The sequence below is a fragment of the Sphingomonas sp. C3-2 genome, assembly GCF_033025475.1.
Taxonomy (GTDB): Bacteria; Pseudomonadota; Alphaproteobacteria; order Sphingomonadales; family Sphingomonadaceae; genus Sphingobium_A.
This window is the reverse complement of the sequence record NZ_CP130322.1, coordinates 2,279,565-2,296,434: the sequence shown is the minus strand read 5'-3', so window position 1 is coordinate 2,296,434 and position 16,870 is coordinate 2,279,565. Positions and strand designations below refer to the sequence as shown.

Sequence of the window (16,870 nt, the reverse complement as noted above, 5' to 3'; positions counted from 1 at the left end):
TAGGCGACATGACGTTGCTTAGAGTGTCCACCCTTGTCATCGCCCTGCTTCTTGCGCTGAGCGAGATCGGGCGATGGTGGGGGAAGCCCCGCATGCTGCCGCTTGTGCTTGACGAACTGATCGTCGCGCTGGCGCTGCTGATCGCGCTCTGGCTGGCCCCGCGCCAGGGCACGGCGCCGCTGGCGGCGGCCTGGGGGCTGTTCAGCGGGCTGATGCTGAGCCTGCTTGTCCCCACGCTCGACCATATGCTGTTCGGCCCGCCCAAGGAGAGCGCGGGCTTTTATGCGGGTGCGCTCTGCGCGCTGCTGTTGATCGGGGTCTGGGCGACGCTGCGCGCGCTGCGGCTGGCGCGGCCCGCCTGAAAAAATGGGGCAGGAACGCCGTGCGCCCCTGCCCCGCTTGAGTTTCGAGGAAGAAGAAGAGGAAATTGCGGGTCAGGAAGCGGGGCGCTTCCGGACCGGCCGTGGCTTCGCACCACCCCAGAAATCCTCGCCCCACAAGGCGGCGGCGGACTGGAGCAGCGATACCGAATAAGTCCGGTTCGAATCATGGCGGGGTGTCATTGCCTTGGACATACGGCCTCCTTGCCGCTCCCCTAGCGGCGTAATGATACAGTTCGATGAAAATGCCGGATCAGCAGCGACACATTCGATTATCACGCTGATCCCGCATGATTTTTCCCTGTAAACATTTCATGGCGGCCTTCGTTCCCGGTCCAGGCGCCTGCCCCGATGGGCGCGGCACGGCGCGCTTTAGCAATTGGTTTCGCGGCGCAAGCTGACCTGTCAAAAACCGCGGGTTCAAGCTGGGATGCCGGTTGAACCGTCCGACATCAATATCTCTACTAATTTTGTAGTATTAGTCGACAAAGACATTCTTGGGGCCGCCCAAGCAGGCGCGCGCGGCCGATGGACACGAAAAGGGCCGCGTCCCGGAGAGGAACGCGGCCCTTTCTGATGTGTCAGGGGACGCCGTGGGCGCCCCCAAAGCCTCAGGCGTTTTCGAGCAGCTTTTCCTTGCGGATCTTTTCCTGCCAGACGAGCGGCGCGAGATGGTGGACGCTCTGCCCCTCGGCATCGACCGCCACCGTCACGGGCATGTCCTGCACCTCGAACTCGTAGATCGCTTCCATGCCGAGATCTTCGAAACCGACGACCTTCGAGCCCTTGATCGCCTTGGCGACGAGATAGGCCGCACCGCCGACCGCCATCAGATAGGCGGACTTGTGCTCCTTGATCGCCTCGATCGCCATCGGGCCGCGTTCGGCCTTGCCGACCATCGCGAGCAGGCCCTGTTCGAGCATCATGCGCGTGAACTTGTCCATCCGCGTCGCGGTGGTGGGGCCGGCGGGGCCGACGACTTCTTCGCCCACGGGATCGACGGGGCCGACATAATAGATGACACGGCCACGGAACTCGACGGGCAGGTCCTCACCCGCTTCGAGCATGTCCTTGATCCGCTTGTGCGCGGCATCGCGGCCGGTGAGCATCTTGCCGTTCAAGAGCAGGCGATCGCCATGCTTCCAGCTCTGCACCACCTCGGGCGTCAGCGTATCGAGATCGACGCGGATCGCGGCCTTGTCGGGCGTCCAGTTGACGTCGGGCCATTCGGCGAGGTTGGGCTGTTCGAGATAGGCCGGGCCGCTGCCGTCGAGCGTGAAGTGCGCGTGGCGGGTGGCCGCGCAGTTGGGGATCATCGCGACCGGCTTGCCCGCCGCATGGCAGGGCGCGTCCATGATCTTGACGTCGAGGATGGTCGACAGACCGCCAAGGCCCTGCGCGCCGATGCCGAGCGCGTTGACCTTGTCGAAGATCTCGATGCGCATCGCCTCGATATCGTTCTGGGGACCGCGCTTCTTGAGCTGGCCCATGTCGATCGGGTCCATCAGCGCCTTTTTGGCGAGCAGGACGCAATGTTCGGCGGTGCCGCCGATGCCGATGCCAAGCATGCCGGGGGGGCACCAGCCCGCGCCCATTTGCGGGATCATTTCGAGCACCCAGTCAACGATCGAATCGCTGGGGTTCATCATCTTGAACTTGGACTTGTTCTCGCTGCCGCCGCCCTTGGCCGCGACATCGATGCTGACCTTGGACCCCGGCACCATTTCGACGTGCAGCACCGAAGGCGTATTGTCCTTGGTGTTGCGGCGCGTGAAGGCGGGATCGGCGAGCACCGAGGCGCGCAGCTTGTTTTCAGGGTGGAGATAGGCGCGGCGCACGCCTTCATCGACGATTTCCTGAAGCGAGCGATCGGTATTGTCGAGGCGGCAATCCATGCCCCATTTGACGAAGACGTTGATGATGCCCGTATCCTGGCAGATCGGGCGATGGCCTTCGGCGCACATGCGGCTGTTGGTGAGGATCTGCGCGATCGCATCCTTGGCGGCGGGGCTCTGTTCGGCCTCATAGGCCTCCCCCAGCGCGCGGATATAATCCATCGGGTGGTAATAGCTGATGAACTGGAGCGCGTCGGCCACGCTCTCGATAAGGTCGGCTTCCTTGATGATCGTCGTCACTGTCGCAGGTCCTGCATGGTCAGATGAAAGAGTCGCAGCGGCCCTTAACGCAATTTTGCCGAAAACGGGAGGGCGAAGGCGCCGGCCTTGCCGATGCGCCCTCGCCCTTTTCCCGCCAATCACTTTGTCAGATGGTTACCGCGACATTGGCCGCAGGCTTTTTCAGCCGCGCGACGGCGAACATCACCACGCCAATAAGCGCCGCGCCGTAGACGACGGAGAGGACGAAACCACGAAATTCATCCGCACCCTGAAGCGCCGGGATCGTGCCCACGGTGAGGAACAGCATCGTCGCCATGTTCACGAAGAGGGGCACCCAGCCGATGATGCTGGCATAGATGACGAAGAGGACCCCGACGAGTGCGGCGACCAAGCCCACCGTGCCGAACTGAAGCGGCAGATTGTGGAGCGCCCAGGCAAGCCCGAGCCCGGTGAGCCCACCCACGACGCAGGGCCAATATTCCTTCAGATCGGCGTGCTTGATCGCGGTCCAGTAAAAGATGAACAGGAACCCGCCGTAAAAGCTTGTCATCCCGAGCACGCTTGCGAGCCCGATATAGACCGCGACGCCCAGGATGATGATCCCGAGAAACATCATCGCCTTGCCATGCGACACGGGCGCGGGCGCCCCATTTTCATTCGGCATTCCAGCCTCTCCATATGGCCTGGCGGGCCGGCTTTTCCGCCGGTCTCCGCTATTCACGGGCGATTAGGTCATGAACGCCGGCATGTGTCGAGCGATTGTGCACGCTGGAACAGGAATGAGCATCCAACGCCAAAAATGTGGCGGAAATTTCCGGCGGCATTCCGAGTGCCCGAGCAAAATTCAGGCAAGCTGCGTCAACCCCTGAATTTTTTTTCGGCGCAGATTTCACCCTTGCCTTTTGGGAAGCCTAGGAAACTCCGCGCGTCGCCCGCCCTGCCACGATCGAAACGAGTCCAGCGAGCGACGAGCCGAGCCATCCGCCCCAAAATCCCATCTTGCGTCTTGTGCAAAGCTGGGCACAATGGGTGGTGTAAGGCAGGGGACCTAATACAACGACTGGTAGCTTTTATCGCGAGCAGGTTTCGCGAAAGGGCTGCTGCGTCCTTGTGAAAAGCGCGCGGAAACGCCATATTCGGCGCAGCGCAGCGCGGGTCCGACTGTAGTTCCCCGGAGGCATTCTTCCGGGTCTGGATATCGAACAGGGGAAAGCGCAGCCATGGATTTCAGAGATACGCAGGAAGCGAGCAGCAGCGACGTGACAGCGACCCTTACCGAAGCCCTTGCGAGCGCCGCGATGGCCGCTGCACAGCCGGTAGACACGCGCACGGTGATGCCGCAGCCCTATGCGATCGAGATCGACCGTTCGCGCGACGACCTGCTGACCGATTTCGGCAAGGAAACGCTGAAGGACCGCTACCTCCTGCCCGGCGAAAGCTATCAGGACCTGTTCGTGCGCGTGGCATCGGCCTATGCCGACGACGCGGCGCACGCGCAGCGCGTCTATGACTATATTTCGAAGCTGTGGTTCATGCCCGCCACCCCCGTTCTGTCGAACGGCGGCACCGGCCGTGGCCTGCCCATTTCCTGCTATCTGAACTCGGTCGACGACAGCCTGCAGGCGATCACCGAAATCTGGAACGAGAATGTCTGGCTCGCGTCGCGCGGGGGCGGCATCGGCACCTATTGGGGCGCGGTGCGCGGCATCGGCGAACCCGTGGGGCTCAACGGCAAGACCAGCGGCATCATTCCCTTTGTCCGCGTGATGGACAGCCTGACGCTTGCGATTTCGCAAGGCTCACTCCGCCGTGGTTCGGCCGCCTGCTATCTCGACGTCTCGCACCCCGAGATCGAGGAATTCCTCGAAATCCGCAAACCTTCGGGCGATTTCAACCGCAAGGCGCTGAACCTCCACCACGGCGTGCTGCTGAGCGACGCGTTCATGGAAGCGGTGCGCGACGGCCGCGAATGGAATCTGATCAGCCCCAAGGACGGCAGCGTCCGCGCCACGGTGGACGCGCGCGCGCTGTTCCAGAAGCTCGTCGAAACCCGCCTGCAGACGGGCGAGCCCTATATCGTCTTCGGCGATACCGTGAACCGCGCGATGCCCAAGCATCACCGCGATCTCGGCCTCAAGGTCTCGACCTCGAACCTCTGCTCGGAAATCACGCTGCCCACCGGCCGCGACCATCTGGGCAACGACCGCACCGCGGTGTGCTGCCTCTCGTCGCTCAACCTCGAAACCTGGGACGAGTGGAACGGCGACAAGCAGTTCATCGAGGACGTGATGCGCTTCCTCGACAACGTCCTCACCGACTATATCGAGCGCGCGCCCGAGGAAATGGCGCGCGCCAAATATAGCGCGATGCGCGAACGCTCGGTCGGGCTCGGGGTGATGGGCTATCACAGCTTCCTCCAGGCGCGCGGCCTGCCCTTTGAAGGCGCGCTGGCGAAAAGCTGGAACATGCGGATGTTCAAGCACATCTCGGCACAGGTGAACCAGGCGTCGATGACGCTCGCCGCCGAGCGCGGGCCCTGCCCCGACGCCGCCGAAATGGGCGTGATGGAACGGTTCAGCTGCAAGATGGCGATCGCGCCGACCGCGTCGATCTCGATCATCTGCGGCGGCACCTCGGCGTGCATCGAGCCGATCCCCGCCAATATCTACACGCACAAGACGCTGTCGGGCAGCTTCTCGGTCCGCAACGTCCACCTCGAAAAGCTTTTGATCGAAAAGTCGAAGAATTCGGATGCGGTGTGGAACACGATCCTCGAGCAGGGCGGCTCGGTCCAGCATCTCGACTTCCTGAACCAGGAAGAAAAGGACACGTTCAAGACCAGCTTCGAGATCGACCAGCGCTGGCTGCTCGAACTCGCCGCCGACCGCACGCCCTATATCGACCAGGCGACCTCGCTCAACCTGTTCATCCCGGCCGATGTCGAGAAGTGGGATCTCCTGATGCTCCACTTCCGCGCGTGGGAACTGGGCATCAAGTCGCTCTATTATCTCCGCTCGAAGAGCGTGCAGCGCGCGGGCTTTGCCGGCGGCGTCGAGGCCGACAACACCCCCGAGGCCCCGCGCTTCGAGCTGGGCGAGACGACCGATTACGACGAATGCCTCGCCTGCCAGTGATGGGCATAACGGCCCGACAAGGCCCTTTGGCGGGCTGAAATGCCCGCCCTACCGTGATAATATCGCTCTCTGCGTATCGGAGAGCTTAAAAAGTTAAGCGCAAGGATCCACGCCATGCCTCTTCTTCAGGCTTCCAAGACCTACAAGCCCTTCGAATATCCCTGGGCCTATGAATATTGGAAACGCCAGCAGCAGCTGCACTGGCTGCCCGAAGAAGTGCCGCTGGGCGAGGATTGCCGCGACTGGGCGCAGAAGCTGACCGATCATGAGCGCAACCTGCTCACCCAGATCTTCCGCTTCTTCACCCAGGCCGACGTCGAGGTGCAGGACTGCTATCACGAGAAATACGGCCGGGTGTTCAAGCCCACCGAAATCAAGATGATGCTCACCGCCTTTTCCAACATGGAAACGGTGCACATCGCGGCGTACAGCCATCTGCTCGACACGATCGGCATGCCCGAGAGCGAATATTCGGCCTTCCTCCAATATAAGGAGATGAAGGACAAGCACGACTATCTCGCCACCTTCGGCGTCGACAGCGACGAGGATATCGCGCGCACGCTCGCGATGTTCGGCGGCTTTACCGAGGGGCTCCAGCTCTTTGCGAGCTTTGCGATGCTGATGAACTTCCCGCGCTTCAACAAGATGAAGGGCATGGGCCAGATCGTCAGCTGGTCGGTGCGCGACGAGACGCTCCACTGCGAAGGCATCATCAAGCTGTTCCACGCCTTCTGCAAGGAACGCAATTGCCTGACCCCCGCAGTCAAGGACGATATTCTCGACATGTGCCAGAAGACGGTGCGGATCGAGGACGCGTTCATCGACCTCGTCTTCGAAATGGGCCCGGTGCCCGGGATGACGCCCAAGGACATCAAGAAATATGTCCGCTTCATCGCCGACTGGCGGCTTGGCCAGCTGGGCCTGAAGCCGATCTACATGATCGAGGAACACCCGCTGCCCTGGCTCGCACCGCTCCTCAACGGGGTCGAGCACGCCAACTTCTTCGAAACCCGCGCCACCGAATATTCGAAGGCGGCGACGCGCGGCAACTGGGGCGAGGTCTGGGACAATTTCGACCGCCGCAAGAACGCCAAGGCCGCGATCGCCTCGGCCGAAGCCAATGACGGCGAAGACATGTTCGCCAAGGCGGGCGTCGCGGCGGAGTAATCCGACCTAGAAAATTACGAGGGCGAGGCGGCTGCCGCTACCTCGCCCTTTTTTATTGGCTTGTTTCTTCAGCCCCGTGCAACTTCGGGCTCACCCGATATGTTGGGGCGGCATAAAGTCTTGGAGGAACAGGATCATGCGCAAATCGATCGTCGCCCTTGTGCTTGCCGCGGTCGCCCTTCCGGCTGCACCGGCACTGGCGGATCCGCCGCCATGGGCGCCCGCGCATGGCCGCCGCGCGCAGGAGCGCGGGCTGTATGACAGCTCGGGCCGCTATTACGAACCGCGCCGCCTGTCGCGCGACGACCGGATCTGGCGCAGCCGCGACGGCAATTATCACTGCCGCCGCGAAAATGGGACGACGGGGCTGATCATCGGCGGTGCGGTGGGCGCATTGCTCGGCCGCCAGCTCGACGGCGGGCGCGAACGCACGCTCGGCACGTTGCTGGGCGCGGCAGGCGGGGCGCTGCTGGGCCGCGAGATCGACCGCGGCGAGCTGCGCTGCCGTTAATGCCTTAGGGGGCGATGCCGGGGCGCTGGACCGGCGCGGCATCGCCCTGTCCCCGCGCCGCGCTGAGGCGGAGGCCGCTCAGCAGCGCATTGCGCAGTTCGCGGGGGTCGATCACATCGTCGAAGCCCAGCTTGTCGGCGAGGTGGAAGGCGCCGCCCGCCTGTTCGGCGCGGATGCGCGCGCGGGTTTCTTCGTCGAGCTTGGCCGCCGCGCTGCCGCTTTCGGCGGGCATCGCGCCCAGCGTGATCGCAGGGAAGCTGAGCGAGAGGCTCTGCCCGTCAAACGGGTTCATCGCCATCAGCGACGAGCCGAAGCCAAAGGCCTTGCGCAGCGTGACATGGATTTTGGGACTTTGCAGCCGGTGCTGCGCGACGAACATCCGCGCGGCCGAGCGCAGCGTGCCCGCGCGTTCGGCGGCGGTGCCGGGCATGACGCCGGGATTGTCGGTGAGGAAGATGACGGGCAGATGGAAGGCGCCCGCAACCTCGATGAAATGCGCGGCCTTGCGCGCCGCCGCATCATCGACCGCCCCCGCCGCCGAGGCGGGGTTGTTGGCGACGAAGGCGACCGATTGGCCGCCCAGCCGCCCGAGCGCGGTGACAATCGCCGCGCCGTACCGCGGCTGGATTTCGAACAGGCTGTCCTGATCGACGACCATGCCAAGCAGCACGCGCATATCGAAGGGGATGCGCGGATCGGGATCGATGAGCTGCAAGATCCCGTCCAGCAGGCGCGGCCCCTGATCGTCGCCGGGCAGCCGGGGCGCAGCCTTTTCCCACGCATTGGACGGGAAATGTGAGAGATAGCGCCGCGCCATGGCGATCGCCTCGGCATCATCTTTCGCCAGATTATGCGCGACGCCCGACTGGACGACATGGACATCGGGGCCGCCCAGCGCTTCCTTGGTCACGACCTCCCCGATCGCGCCCTTCACAAGCGGCGGGCCGGCGGTGAACAGCGCGCCCGCCCCGGTCATCACGACGAAATCGGCAAGCGGCGCGGTGAGCGCGCCGTGGCCCGCCGAGGGGCCCATGACGAGGCAGACGATCGGCACCAGCCCCGACAAACGGGCGAGCGCCTGAAGATCATTGGGGCTGCGCCCCGCATGCGCGTTGGTGAGCCGGTGACCCGCACCCTCGAGCATGAAGACGAGCGGGACGCGTTCCTGCGCGGCCAGCTCGGCCAGCCGGTAGCGCTTGGCCGCGCCCGCATCGCCGATCGACCCGGCAAGCGTGGTGAAATCCTCCGCCGCGGCGAGCACGGTGCGCCCATCGACCGTGCCGAAACCCGCGATCAGCCCATCTGCGGGGGCGGGTGCCTCCCCCGCCTCGCTGAGATTGGCAGCGAGGCCGCCTATCTCGACAAAGCTGCCGGGATCGAACAGCGCATCGATCCGCGCGCGGGCATCGAGCTTGCCCGCGGCGTGGTGCTTCGCCAGCCGTTCCGCGCCCCCCATGGCGCGCGAAAAGCCACGCCGCCGTTCAAGCTCGCCAATGATCGCGCCCCAGCGCCCCAGTTCGCCGTCCATCGATGCCATCCCCAATTTTCCGGTTGCCCTGCGCGGTTCAGCGCGCCGCGATATCCTTCACAAATTCCACCATCAGCCGGGTGACATCGTCGGAGCGTTCGAGCTGGACCATATGACCGGCATGGGGGAGCATCTCGATCCGGCGGACCTCTTCATATTGCGCGTGGATCTGCGCGATCGGATCGGCGCCGTGCCATGCCTCGAGATCGACGTCGTTCTCGCTGCCGATGAAATAGAAGGGCGCGGGGTTTTTCAGCCCGCGATAGGGGCGGCGCTGTTCCCAACGCAGATCCATCGCGCGGTACCAGTTGAGCCCGCCGGTAAAGCCCGTGCGGCTGTATTCGGCGACATACCATTCCATTTCCCATGCGCTGAGCCATGGCCATGGCAACGCAGGGGCCTGAGGCAGCGCCTCGAGATAGGTTGAACCAACGGGGTGTTTCCACACGTCGAGATAGTGATAGTCGCCCGACAGCGCATAGAAGACGCGGGTGAGGAAATCGCGCGGCGCAGCGGCCAGATCGGCATCGGCGCGGCCGGGTTCGATGAAATATTCGATATGGACGAAATGATTCTTCGCCCATTCGCGCGCCTCATCGAGCGGCGAGATATCGGGGCGATCGGGCCAGGCCGGATTTTCGAGCGCGATCACCGCACGCACGCGTTCGGGATGGAGGAAGCACAGATCGTAGATCGCGAAGATGCCGAAATCGAGCCCGGCGAACACCGCCTGTTCCACCCCGAGATGATCGAGCAGCGCGGCGAGATCGCCCGCGGTGCGGTGCATGTCATATTCCGCCGGATCGCCGGGCGCCTCGGTCTGCCCCATGCCGCGCATATCGGGGACGATGACGCGCCAGCCGGCCTCGGCGAGCGGGCGGATCTGGCGCCACCAGCTGAGCCAGAGATGCGGGAAGCCATGCGCCAGCACGATCACCGGGCCTTCGCCTGCCTCCACATAATGCATTTGAATGCCGTTTATCCGGGCGTGCACGTGCCGCAACTCGGCCATTCCATCCTCTCCATCTGTTTTGCGGGCACTAAGGCGGTGGCAGCCCGAGAAGTCAAACGCGATGGATGACGGATCGTGATCGTTCGCCAAATGCGGCGAATGGAGCTGCTGCGCCGCAACAATTCGCGAAGCCCGAACGTTGCCCGGCCATAACGAAAAGGGAGCGCGCATATGACAAGCCATTGGTCTCGACGGAGTTTCATCGCCGCAGGGGCGATCCTGCCCTTTGCGACGCGCGCGGACGCGGCGGAAACAATCGACGGCCGCGCCTTTCGCGGCACCCGCCCGGTGAACGATGTCGGGATGGAAGGCGGGACCGCGATCCATGCCACCACCGGCATGCGCATCCGCAATTCGACCTTTGACGATTTCGGCAATGGCGCGATCCGTGTCGCGGCGGGTGGCGCGGACCGGGTGGTGATCGAGGATTGCGGCGGGAGCAATTTCTACCGCTTCTTCGAAAATTCGACGGTGGAGGGCGGCCCGGCGGCGCCGATCACCAATTTCGTCTTTCGCCGGATCGTTGCGCAGAAGATCGACCGGGGGATGTTCCAGCTGAAATATGACAGCCGCAACGGCCAGTTCGAGGATTGCATTGCCTATGGATCCGACGATGGCGCGCGCTACTGCGTCGGCTTTGCGATGGTGGACAATGCGCGCGACATGTATTTCCGCCGCTGCGAGGCGCACCGCTTTGCCGAGGTGGCGCGCACCCAGAGCCAATATTGGAACGGCGACGGCTTTTCCGACGAGCGCAGCAATGCGGGCATCCATTACCATGCCTGCATCGCCACCCAGAATGCCGATGGCGGCTTCGACACCAAATCAACGGGCGTGCTGCTGTCCGAATGCCTCGCGCGCGGCAACAAGCGCAACTACCGGCTGTGGAACACCGGGCGGCTGGAACATTGCCGCAGCGAAACCCCGGTGAAGCGCGGCGGGATCGGCGGCACGGCGCATTTCTCGTTCCACGGCGGTGCGGGCTCGCGCTATGTCATCAGCCGCCCCTATGTCCGCGCGGTGAGCGGCAACACTTCCCCCGTCTTCCTATTCGAGACGACCGCGCCCGTGGTGGTCGATATCTATGACGCCGACATCAAGGCCTATAGCGCGCCGCTGATCGTCGTGAACGGGCCCGAACCGGTGATCAACTGGTATCCCGCGCGCAAGGACCAGCGCATCTTCGTCAAATCCGAACGCGGCTGACCCTCAACCCGCGCGCAAATTGATCCTGGTCAAGGTTTGCACCCGCGTGCCCATGCGATAAGGGCCCCGGGTGCATTCAGCGCCCCCAAGCATCGACGAGGAAGCCGTTCGTGTCCGATACCAGCCCCACGCCCTTTGACCTTGTTGGCGGCAAGCCCGCCGTCGATGCCATTGTCGGCCGGTTTTACGACCTGATCGAGAGCGACCCCGATTATGCCGGGCTGCGCGCGGTGCATGGCCCCGATCTGGGCCCGGTGCGCGAAGGGCTTGCCAGCTACATCACCGGCTGGCTGGGCGGCCCGCGCGACTGGTTCGAGACGCCGGGCAAGGGGTGCATCATGTCGCTGCACAACGGCTTTGCGATCACCACCGACATTGCCGGGCAGTGGATCAACGCGATGATCCGCGCGATCGCGGCGGAGCCCGGGCTGGACGAACATCTGGGATCGCAGATGGCCGAGGCGCTGGGCCGGATGGCGCATGGGATGATCAACCGGACCGAGGCGGCCTGATCGGTCGCGTTTTCGGGGCGTTACGCCTTTTGAACCGCTCGTTCATCATCTTACGCTGCCACCCCCCTCTTTTTTGCGATAGTTTTCCTTCCTATCATCCCTCCCGCCACTGACGGCATCGAATCGCAACGCGCGGCCGGGGAGGGTCGATGCCCATATCATTCATCCGCACCGCGCCGCTGCGCCTGCTACCGCCGCTTCTGACCGTGCTGCTGCTGGCGAGCGGCTGCGCAAAGCAGGAGCGCCCCGCCCCCCCTTCCCGCGTGACCATATCGCCCGAAGAAGATATCCGCCCCGAGTGGCGCAATATTGCCCGCGCGCCCGATATCGCGCGGATCGACGCGCTGGCGGCCCGTTGGGCCGACGCGATTTCGGCGATCCGGCCGGGCGAAGGCATGCGCACGCTGCGCGCGGCGGGGGATCTGCTTGACCCCGAAGTGGCACTGGAGCGGCCCGAACCATCGCCCGGGCGCTATGAATGCCGGGTGTGGCGCCTGCCCGAGGGCAGCCGCGCGGCGCGCGGTTTTGTCGCTTATCGCCCCTTCACCTGCTATATCGGTGTCGAGGGACCGCTTCTCCTGTTCACCAAGGAGGAAGGCTCCGAACGCCCCGCCGGTCGGATCTGGCCGGGCGATGACAAGCATCTCGTCTTTCTCGGCGCGATGGCGCTGGGCGCGGAAAAAAGCGTTCCCGCATATGGCGACAAGGACGATCGCAATCTGGTGGGCAGGGTCGAGCGCGTGGGCGCGTTTCGCTGGCGGATCGTGATGCCAAGCCCGGTGGCGCAATCGCGCCTCGACGTGATCGAGATGGTGCCGCTTGTTGCCCCGATGTCGCGCGCCAATCCCTGACCGTCAGGTTCAAAACGGTACTGTTACGACCAGCGATCTTTCGTTAACTTTTGCGTTCTAAGCCTGTTCTGGGGTGATTCGGGGAGCAGCAGGATGCGGATTGCGGCGCGCATGGCGGTTGAGACCGTACCGGTGGAGCGCGGCTCTGCCAGACGCCCCGTCGAAATGAACGCGACGATGCGTGCGCAAAGTTATCACGGCATCAACGTCGTTGTCCGCAACCTGTCTGAACAGGGTTTCATGGCCGAAACCCGCAGCGACATTGCCGAGGGCAGTTTTGTCCGTCTCAAGCTGCCGTGCCTCGGCACGGTGCTGGCGCGCATCGCCTGGTCGAAATGCGGACAGGTGGGCGGCGAATTTCTGAACGCGGTCAATCCGCTGCGCCTGCAACAGGTGTTGGGAATCACCGCGGCCGGCCAGACGGCGCACTAAGGCGCTAAGGCGGGGCGGACGATGCCGCCGCTTTTGCCTTAACCCTCTTTCGGAATTGGCAAAAAACAAATCCTTACCAGATGTTAACGATTTCACGCGAGGAAGGCGAAGCCCAACCCGGAGAAGTATCGTGCACATCGCAGCGAAAGTGGCGCTCGAATCGCCAGTCCAGAACCAGCGACGCGCCACGCGTGAAAACATCCTGGTGTCGACGACCATGCGCGCCTCGGGCAATCACGGCGTCGATATCGTCATCCGCAACATCTCCTCGCTTGGTTTCATGGCGGAAACCAACGGCGAATTCGAAGCCGACCAGCGCGTGCGCGTGCGCCTGCCCGCGCTTGGCACGATCATCGCGCGCATCGTCTGGGTGAAGGATGAGCAGTTCGGCGCGGAATTTGCGGAGGAAGTCGAGCTTTCGAAGCTGCGCGCGATTCTCGCGGCAACCGGGGCAGCCCCGCCCAAGCGCGCACGCGCGACGCGCGGCAAGACCCGCACTACCCCTTCCGGCGAAGCGCCTAATCCGTCTGCGCCCGACAGCTCTGTCATAATCGGTTGAATCGCCGCGCGCGGGGCATAAACTTCCCGCGCGATGAAGCTGGGACTCTCTCTTCTTTCCGGACTGGGGCTGGGGCTGGTGGCAATGCCCGCCGCAGGCCATGCCGCGCGCGAGCCGATCCGGATCGCCTGTGCGGATCAGACGGATGCCAGCCGGACGGAGGCAATACGCGCCGAGCGCCGAATGGTCGCCATCCGCTTCACCACGCCCGAGGCCAAGCCCCGCCCCGCGCCCGCAAAGCGGCGCTATCTGCTGATGTAGCCCGCCGTTCCGCCTTTCCGGCGGATGAACGCGCTGTAGTTTTCCGTTCACGCAACCCATTCTATAAACAACACGTTTTGTGGCGTAGAGGAATGGAGTGCCACCATGAAGAAGCTGACCCTTATTGCCGCCGCGCTGGCTGTGCTGACGCCGATGACGCCCGCGCTGGCCGATCCGCCGCGTAATCACGAATATCGCAAGGATGTGCGCGACGCGCAGCGCGACTATCGCCGCGACGTGCGCGATGCCGAGCGCGACTATCGCCGCGACGTGCGCGAAGCCCGCCGCGACCGGGATCGCGACCGCAATCGCGACTGGCGCCAGTACCGCAATTACGACTGGAACCGTTACGAGCGCGGCCAGCGCAATTATTATGCCGACGATTATTATCGCGACGGCCGCTATTACAAGGAACGCCGCCTGTCGCGGAACGACCGCGTCTATCGCGGATCGAACGGCCGTTATTATTGCCGCCGCGACGACGGCACGACCGGCCTGCTGATCGGCGGCGCGGTGGGCGGCCTGCTGGGCAACACCATCGCCCCCGGCGGTTCGAAGACCATCGGCGCGCTGATCGGCGCGGGTGCCGGCGCGCTGCTGGGCCGCGAAGTCGATCGTGGCGAGATGCGCTGCCGCTAACACCGGCTGACCGTTCTGACCCGATAGCCGGCCCGCACAGCCCCCTCCCCCCCCTTTGTGCGGGCCGGCGCCCAATCTTGCCACGGCCACCCCCTCAGTTTATTTACCTTGATGTAAATAATCGAAGGGGTGGCTGGTGGCATATGCAAGCACCTTCAAGGCCAATGCGCATTGGTTGCCGCGCAACCCGGCGCGCATGCTCGATCATGTGCCCGGCACCGACGGAATGCCGGTGTTTGGCACCACGCTGGCGCAACTGGCCAACCCCTTTGCCTTTACCCGCCAGATGGTCGAGCGTTACGGCCCGGTCTACCGGATCAACAGCTTTGGCGGGCGCACCGTCCAGTTGCTCGGCCCCGAGGCGAATGAACTGGTGCTGTTCGACCGCGACAAGGTTTTCTCATCCGAACAGGGCTGGGGCCCGATGCTCAACCTGCTTTTCCCGCGCGGGCTGATGCTGATGGATTTCGACAAGCACCGCGCGCACCGCAAGACGCTGTCGGTGGCGTTCAAGCCCGCACCGATGCGCCATTATGCCGAGCATCTGAACCACGGCATCGCCGCCCGCCTGCCCCAATGGGCGGGGCGCGAGATCCGCTTTTACGCCGAGATCAAGAAATTGACGCTCGATCTGGCGGCGACATCGTTTCTCGGCATCCCGCTGGGGCCAGAGGCGGACCGGATCAACACCGCCTTTGTCGACATGGTCCAGGCCACGATCGGGGTCGTGCGCTTTCCCCTGCCCTTCACCGCGATGCGCCGGGGCGTGGCGGGCCGCGCCTTCCTGCTCGATTATTTCGGCAGGCAGATCCCCGCGCGGCGACAGGGCACGGGCGAGGACATGTTCAGCCAGCTCTGCCGCGCCGAGCATGAGGACGGACGGCTGCTCAGCGATGACGAGATATTCGACCATCTCAATTTCCTGATGATGGCGGCGCACGACACGATCACATCGAGCCTGACCTCGATGGCGTGGCTATTGTCGCGCCACCCCGACTGGCAGGAGCGGCTGCGCACCGAAATCCGCGATCTGGGGATCAACGGCGATAGCCTGCCGCACGACCGGATCGACGAGATGGTGCTGACCGAGCAGGCGATGAAGGAAACGATGCGGCTGATGCCGCCGGTGCCCAGCCTGCCGCGCCGCGCGATCCGCGCCTTTTCCTTTGGCGGCTATGATTTCCCGGCGGGCACCTTTGTCGGCGTGAGCGCAGCCTATACGCACCATATGGCCGAGATCTGGCCGGAACCCGACCGGTTCGATCCGATGCGCTTCACGCCCGAGGCGGCACGGACACGGCACAAATATGCCTGGGTGCCCTTTGGCGGCGGCGCGCATATGTGCCTGGGGCTGCACTTTGCCTATCTGCAGGCGAAGATCTTTCTGTTCCACCTGCTGAAAGATTACCGGATCGAGCCGATCGGCACCGCGCCGATCGAATGGCAGGTCTGGCCGATCCCCCGGCCGCGCGGTGGGCTGCCGGTGCGGATCGTTCCGCTTTCCGGCTGAGCCCGCATAGAAGCGGTCAGGCGGCGGCGCGCAGCGCGACCGAGCGACGATGCGCGTCGCGTAGCCCGCTTGCGGCGAAGATCACCAACCCCGTCCAGATAAAGCCGAAGCAGATGAGATGCGCCTGGGTGAGCGGTTCGCCGTAAACGGCCACCGCAAGCAGGAACTGGAGCGTGGGCGAGAGATATTGGAGCAGCCCGAGCTTGGCATAGGGCAGGAGCCGCGCCGCCGCCGCAAAGAGCAGGAGCGGCACCGCCGTCACCACCCCGGCCGAGGCGAGCAGCGCACTTGTGCCCGCATCCTGCCCGAAGGCAAGCTGGCCGCCCCATTGGAGATAGGCGACATAGCCGATCGCGAGCGGGCAGAGCAGCAGCGTTTCGACCGAGAGGCCGACGAGCGAATCCACCGGCGCGATCTTGCGGAGCAGCCCGTACGCCGCGAAGCTGAGCGCGAGCGAGAGACTTATCCACAGGCCAGACCCCGCCCCGATGGCGAGCACGGTGACACCGACCCCGGCGAGCACCACCGCCACCATCTGCGCACGGCCAAGCTTTTCCTTCAGGATGAGCACGCCCATCGCGACGTTGACGAGCGGGTTGAGGAAATAGCCAAGGCTCGATTCAAGCACATGGTGGTTCACCACCGCCCAGACATAGATGAGCCAGTTCGCGCCGATGAGGAGCGCGGTGCACATCAGGATCAGGATCGCACGGGGATTGGCGAACGCCGCGTGAATTTCCCCCACGCGCCGCTTGAGGACGACGAGCACCGCGAGAAACAGCACCGACCAGATCACGCGCTGCGCCACCAGCTCTGCGGGCGCGACATCGGCCAAAAGCTTGAAGAAGACCGGCAGGCACCCCCAGATGAGATAGGCACCAAGCCCGTACATTATGCCGGCCCGCGCCGAATCCTGCTGCTGCGTCATGGCCCGGCTTTAGCCCAGCGACGCGCACAAGGGCATAGCGGATTACAGCTTGGGTGCGTGGAAGGTCGTGAGCTATTAGGTGCCTGAAACGACGAAATATTTATTACGCCCACATGATGATAT

Annotated in this window: 17 protein-coding genes; 12 read left to right on the top strand and 5 right to left on the bottom strand. The window is 64.1% G+C overall.

What is annotated here, in order from left to right; all coding sequences use genetic code 11:
* Positions 1-92 precede the first annotated feature (92 nt).
* Positions 93-362: a hypothetical protein gene (locus QYC26_RS11040; RefSeq protein WP_317512273.1), complete on the top strand. Its 270-nt coding sequence runs from the start codon at positions 93-95 to the stop codon at positions 360-362.
* A gap of 629 nt (positions 363-991) precedes the next feature.
* Here the strand turns inward: QYC26_RS11040 and QYC26_RS11035 are convergent.
* Complete coding sequence (locus QYC26_RS11035) at positions 992-2,515, bottom strand: fumarate hydratase (protein WP_317512272.1); 1,524 nt, start codon at positions 2,513-2,515, stop codon at positions 992-994.
* 127 nt (positions 2,516-2,642) lie between these two features.
* On the bottom strand, positions 2,643-3,161 hold the full coding sequence (locus QYC26_RS11030) for a hypothetical protein (protein WP_317512271.1): 519 nt from the start codon (positions 3,159-3,161) through the stop codon (positions 2,643-2,645).
* Between the two features lie 556 nt (positions 3,162-3,717).
* Here QYC26_RS11030 and QYC26_RS11025 point away from each other — a divergent pair.
* The 3 genes from QYC26_RS11025 to QYC26_RS11015 all read left to right on the top strand — a co-directional run bounded on the left by QYC26_RS11025 (position 3,718) and on the right by QYC26_RS11015 (position 7,309).
* Positions 3,718-5,631: a ribonucleoside-diphosphate reductase subunit alpha gene (locus QYC26_RS11025; protein ID WP_317512270.1), complete on the top strand. Its 1,914-nt coding sequence runs from the start codon at positions 3,718-3,720 to the stop codon at positions 5,629-5,631.
* Between the two features lie 114 nt (positions 5,632-5,745).
* Positions 5,746-6,798, top strand: coding sequence for a ribonucleotide-diphosphate reductase subunit beta (locus QYC26_RS11020; protein WP_317512269.1), 1,053 nt, complete (start codon positions 5,746-5,748; stop codon positions 6,796-6,798).
* Positions 6,799-6,934: 136 nt separating this feature from the next.
* Complete coding sequence (locus QYC26_RS11015) at positions 6,935-7,309, top strand: glycine zipper 2TM domain-containing protein (RefSeq protein WP_317512268.1); 375 nt, start codon at positions 6,935-6,937, stop codon at positions 7,307-7,309.
* Between the two features lie 4 nt (positions 7,310-7,313).
* On the opposite strand, the gene QYC26_RS11010 is transcribed toward QYC26_RS11015, so the two are convergent.
* Both QYC26_RS11010 and QYC26_RS11005 read right to left on the bottom strand, forming a co-directional pair.
* On the bottom strand, positions 7,314-8,846 hold the full coding sequence (locus tag QYC26_RS11010) for an acyl-CoA carboxylase subunit beta (RefSeq protein ID WP_317512267.1): 1,533 nt from the start codon (positions 8,844-8,846) through the stop codon (positions 7,314-7,316).
* Between the two features lie 28 nt (positions 8,847-8,874).
* Complete coding sequence (locus QYC26_RS11005) at positions 8,875-9,804, bottom strand: alpha/beta hydrolase (RefSeq protein ID WP_317512266.1); 930 nt, start codon at positions 9,802-9,804, stop codon at positions 8,875-8,877.
* Positions 9,805-10,020: 216 nt separating this feature from the next.
* Between QYC26_RS11005 and QYC26_RS11000 the strand changes: the two genes are divergently transcribed.
* From QYC26_RS11000 to QYC26_RS10965, 8 genes are all read left to right on the top strand, one after another.
* Complete coding sequence (locus tag QYC26_RS11000) at positions 10,021-11,055, top strand: hypothetical protein (RefSeq protein ID WP_317512265.1); 1,035 nt, start codon at positions 10,021-10,023, stop codon at positions 11,053-11,055.
* Between the two features lie 110 nt (positions 11,056-11,165).
* The gene (locus QYC26_RS10995; RefSeq protein WP_317512264.1) at positions 11,166-11,567 is read left to right on the top strand and encodes a group II truncated hemoglobin; all 402 of its coding nucleotides are present in this window, start codon (positions 11,166-11,168) and stop codon (positions 11,565-11,567) included.
* Between the two features lie 149 nt (positions 11,568-11,716).
* Positions 11,717-12,418 (top strand): DUF4893 domain-containing protein, encoded by a 702-nt coding sequence (locus QYC26_RS10990; protein WP_317512263.1) that lies wholly within the window; start codon positions 11,717-11,719, stop codon positions 12,416-12,418.
* Positions 12,419-12,511: 93 nt separating this feature from the next.
* Positions 12,512-12,850, top strand: coding sequence for a PilZ domain-containing protein (locus QYC26_RS10985; RefSeq protein WP_317512262.1), 339 nt, complete (start codon positions 12,512-12,514; stop codon positions 12,848-12,850).
* 130 nt (positions 12,851-12,980) lie between these two features.
* Positions 12,981-13,409, top strand: coding sequence for a PilZ domain-containing protein (locus QYC26_RS10980; protein ID WP_317512261.1), 429 nt, complete (start codon positions 12,981-12,983; stop codon positions 13,407-13,409).
* A 33-nt stretch (positions 13,410-13,442) separates the two neighbouring features.
* Entirely contained in the window at positions 13,443-13,670 is a 228-nt protein-coding gene (locus QYC26_RS10975) for a hypothetical protein (RefSeq protein ID WP_317512260.1), read from the top strand.
* Positions 13,671-13,775: 105 nt separating this feature from the next.
* On the top strand, positions 13,776-14,309 hold the full coding sequence (locus QYC26_RS10970) for a glycine zipper 2TM domain-containing protein (protein ID WP_411197591.1): 534 nt from the start codon (positions 13,776-13,778) through the stop codon (positions 14,307-14,309).
* Positions 14,310-14,445: 136 nt separating this feature from the next.
* On the top strand, positions 14,446-15,819 hold the full coding sequence (locus QYC26_RS10965; RefSeq protein ID WP_317512259.1) for a cytochrome P450: 1,374 nt from the start codon (positions 14,446-14,448) through the stop codon (positions 15,817-15,819).
* Positions 15,820-15,835: 16 nt separating this feature from the next.
* Here the strand turns inward: QYC26_RS10965 and rarD are convergent, their stop codons facing one another.
* The gene (rarD, locus tag QYC26_RS10960) at positions 15,836-16,747 is read right to left on the bottom strand and encodes an EamA family transporter RarD (protein WP_317512258.1); all 912 of its coding nucleotides are present in this window, start codon (positions 16,745-16,747) and stop codon (positions 15,836-15,838) included.
* Between the last annotated feature and the right edge of the window lie 123 nt (positions 16,748-16,870).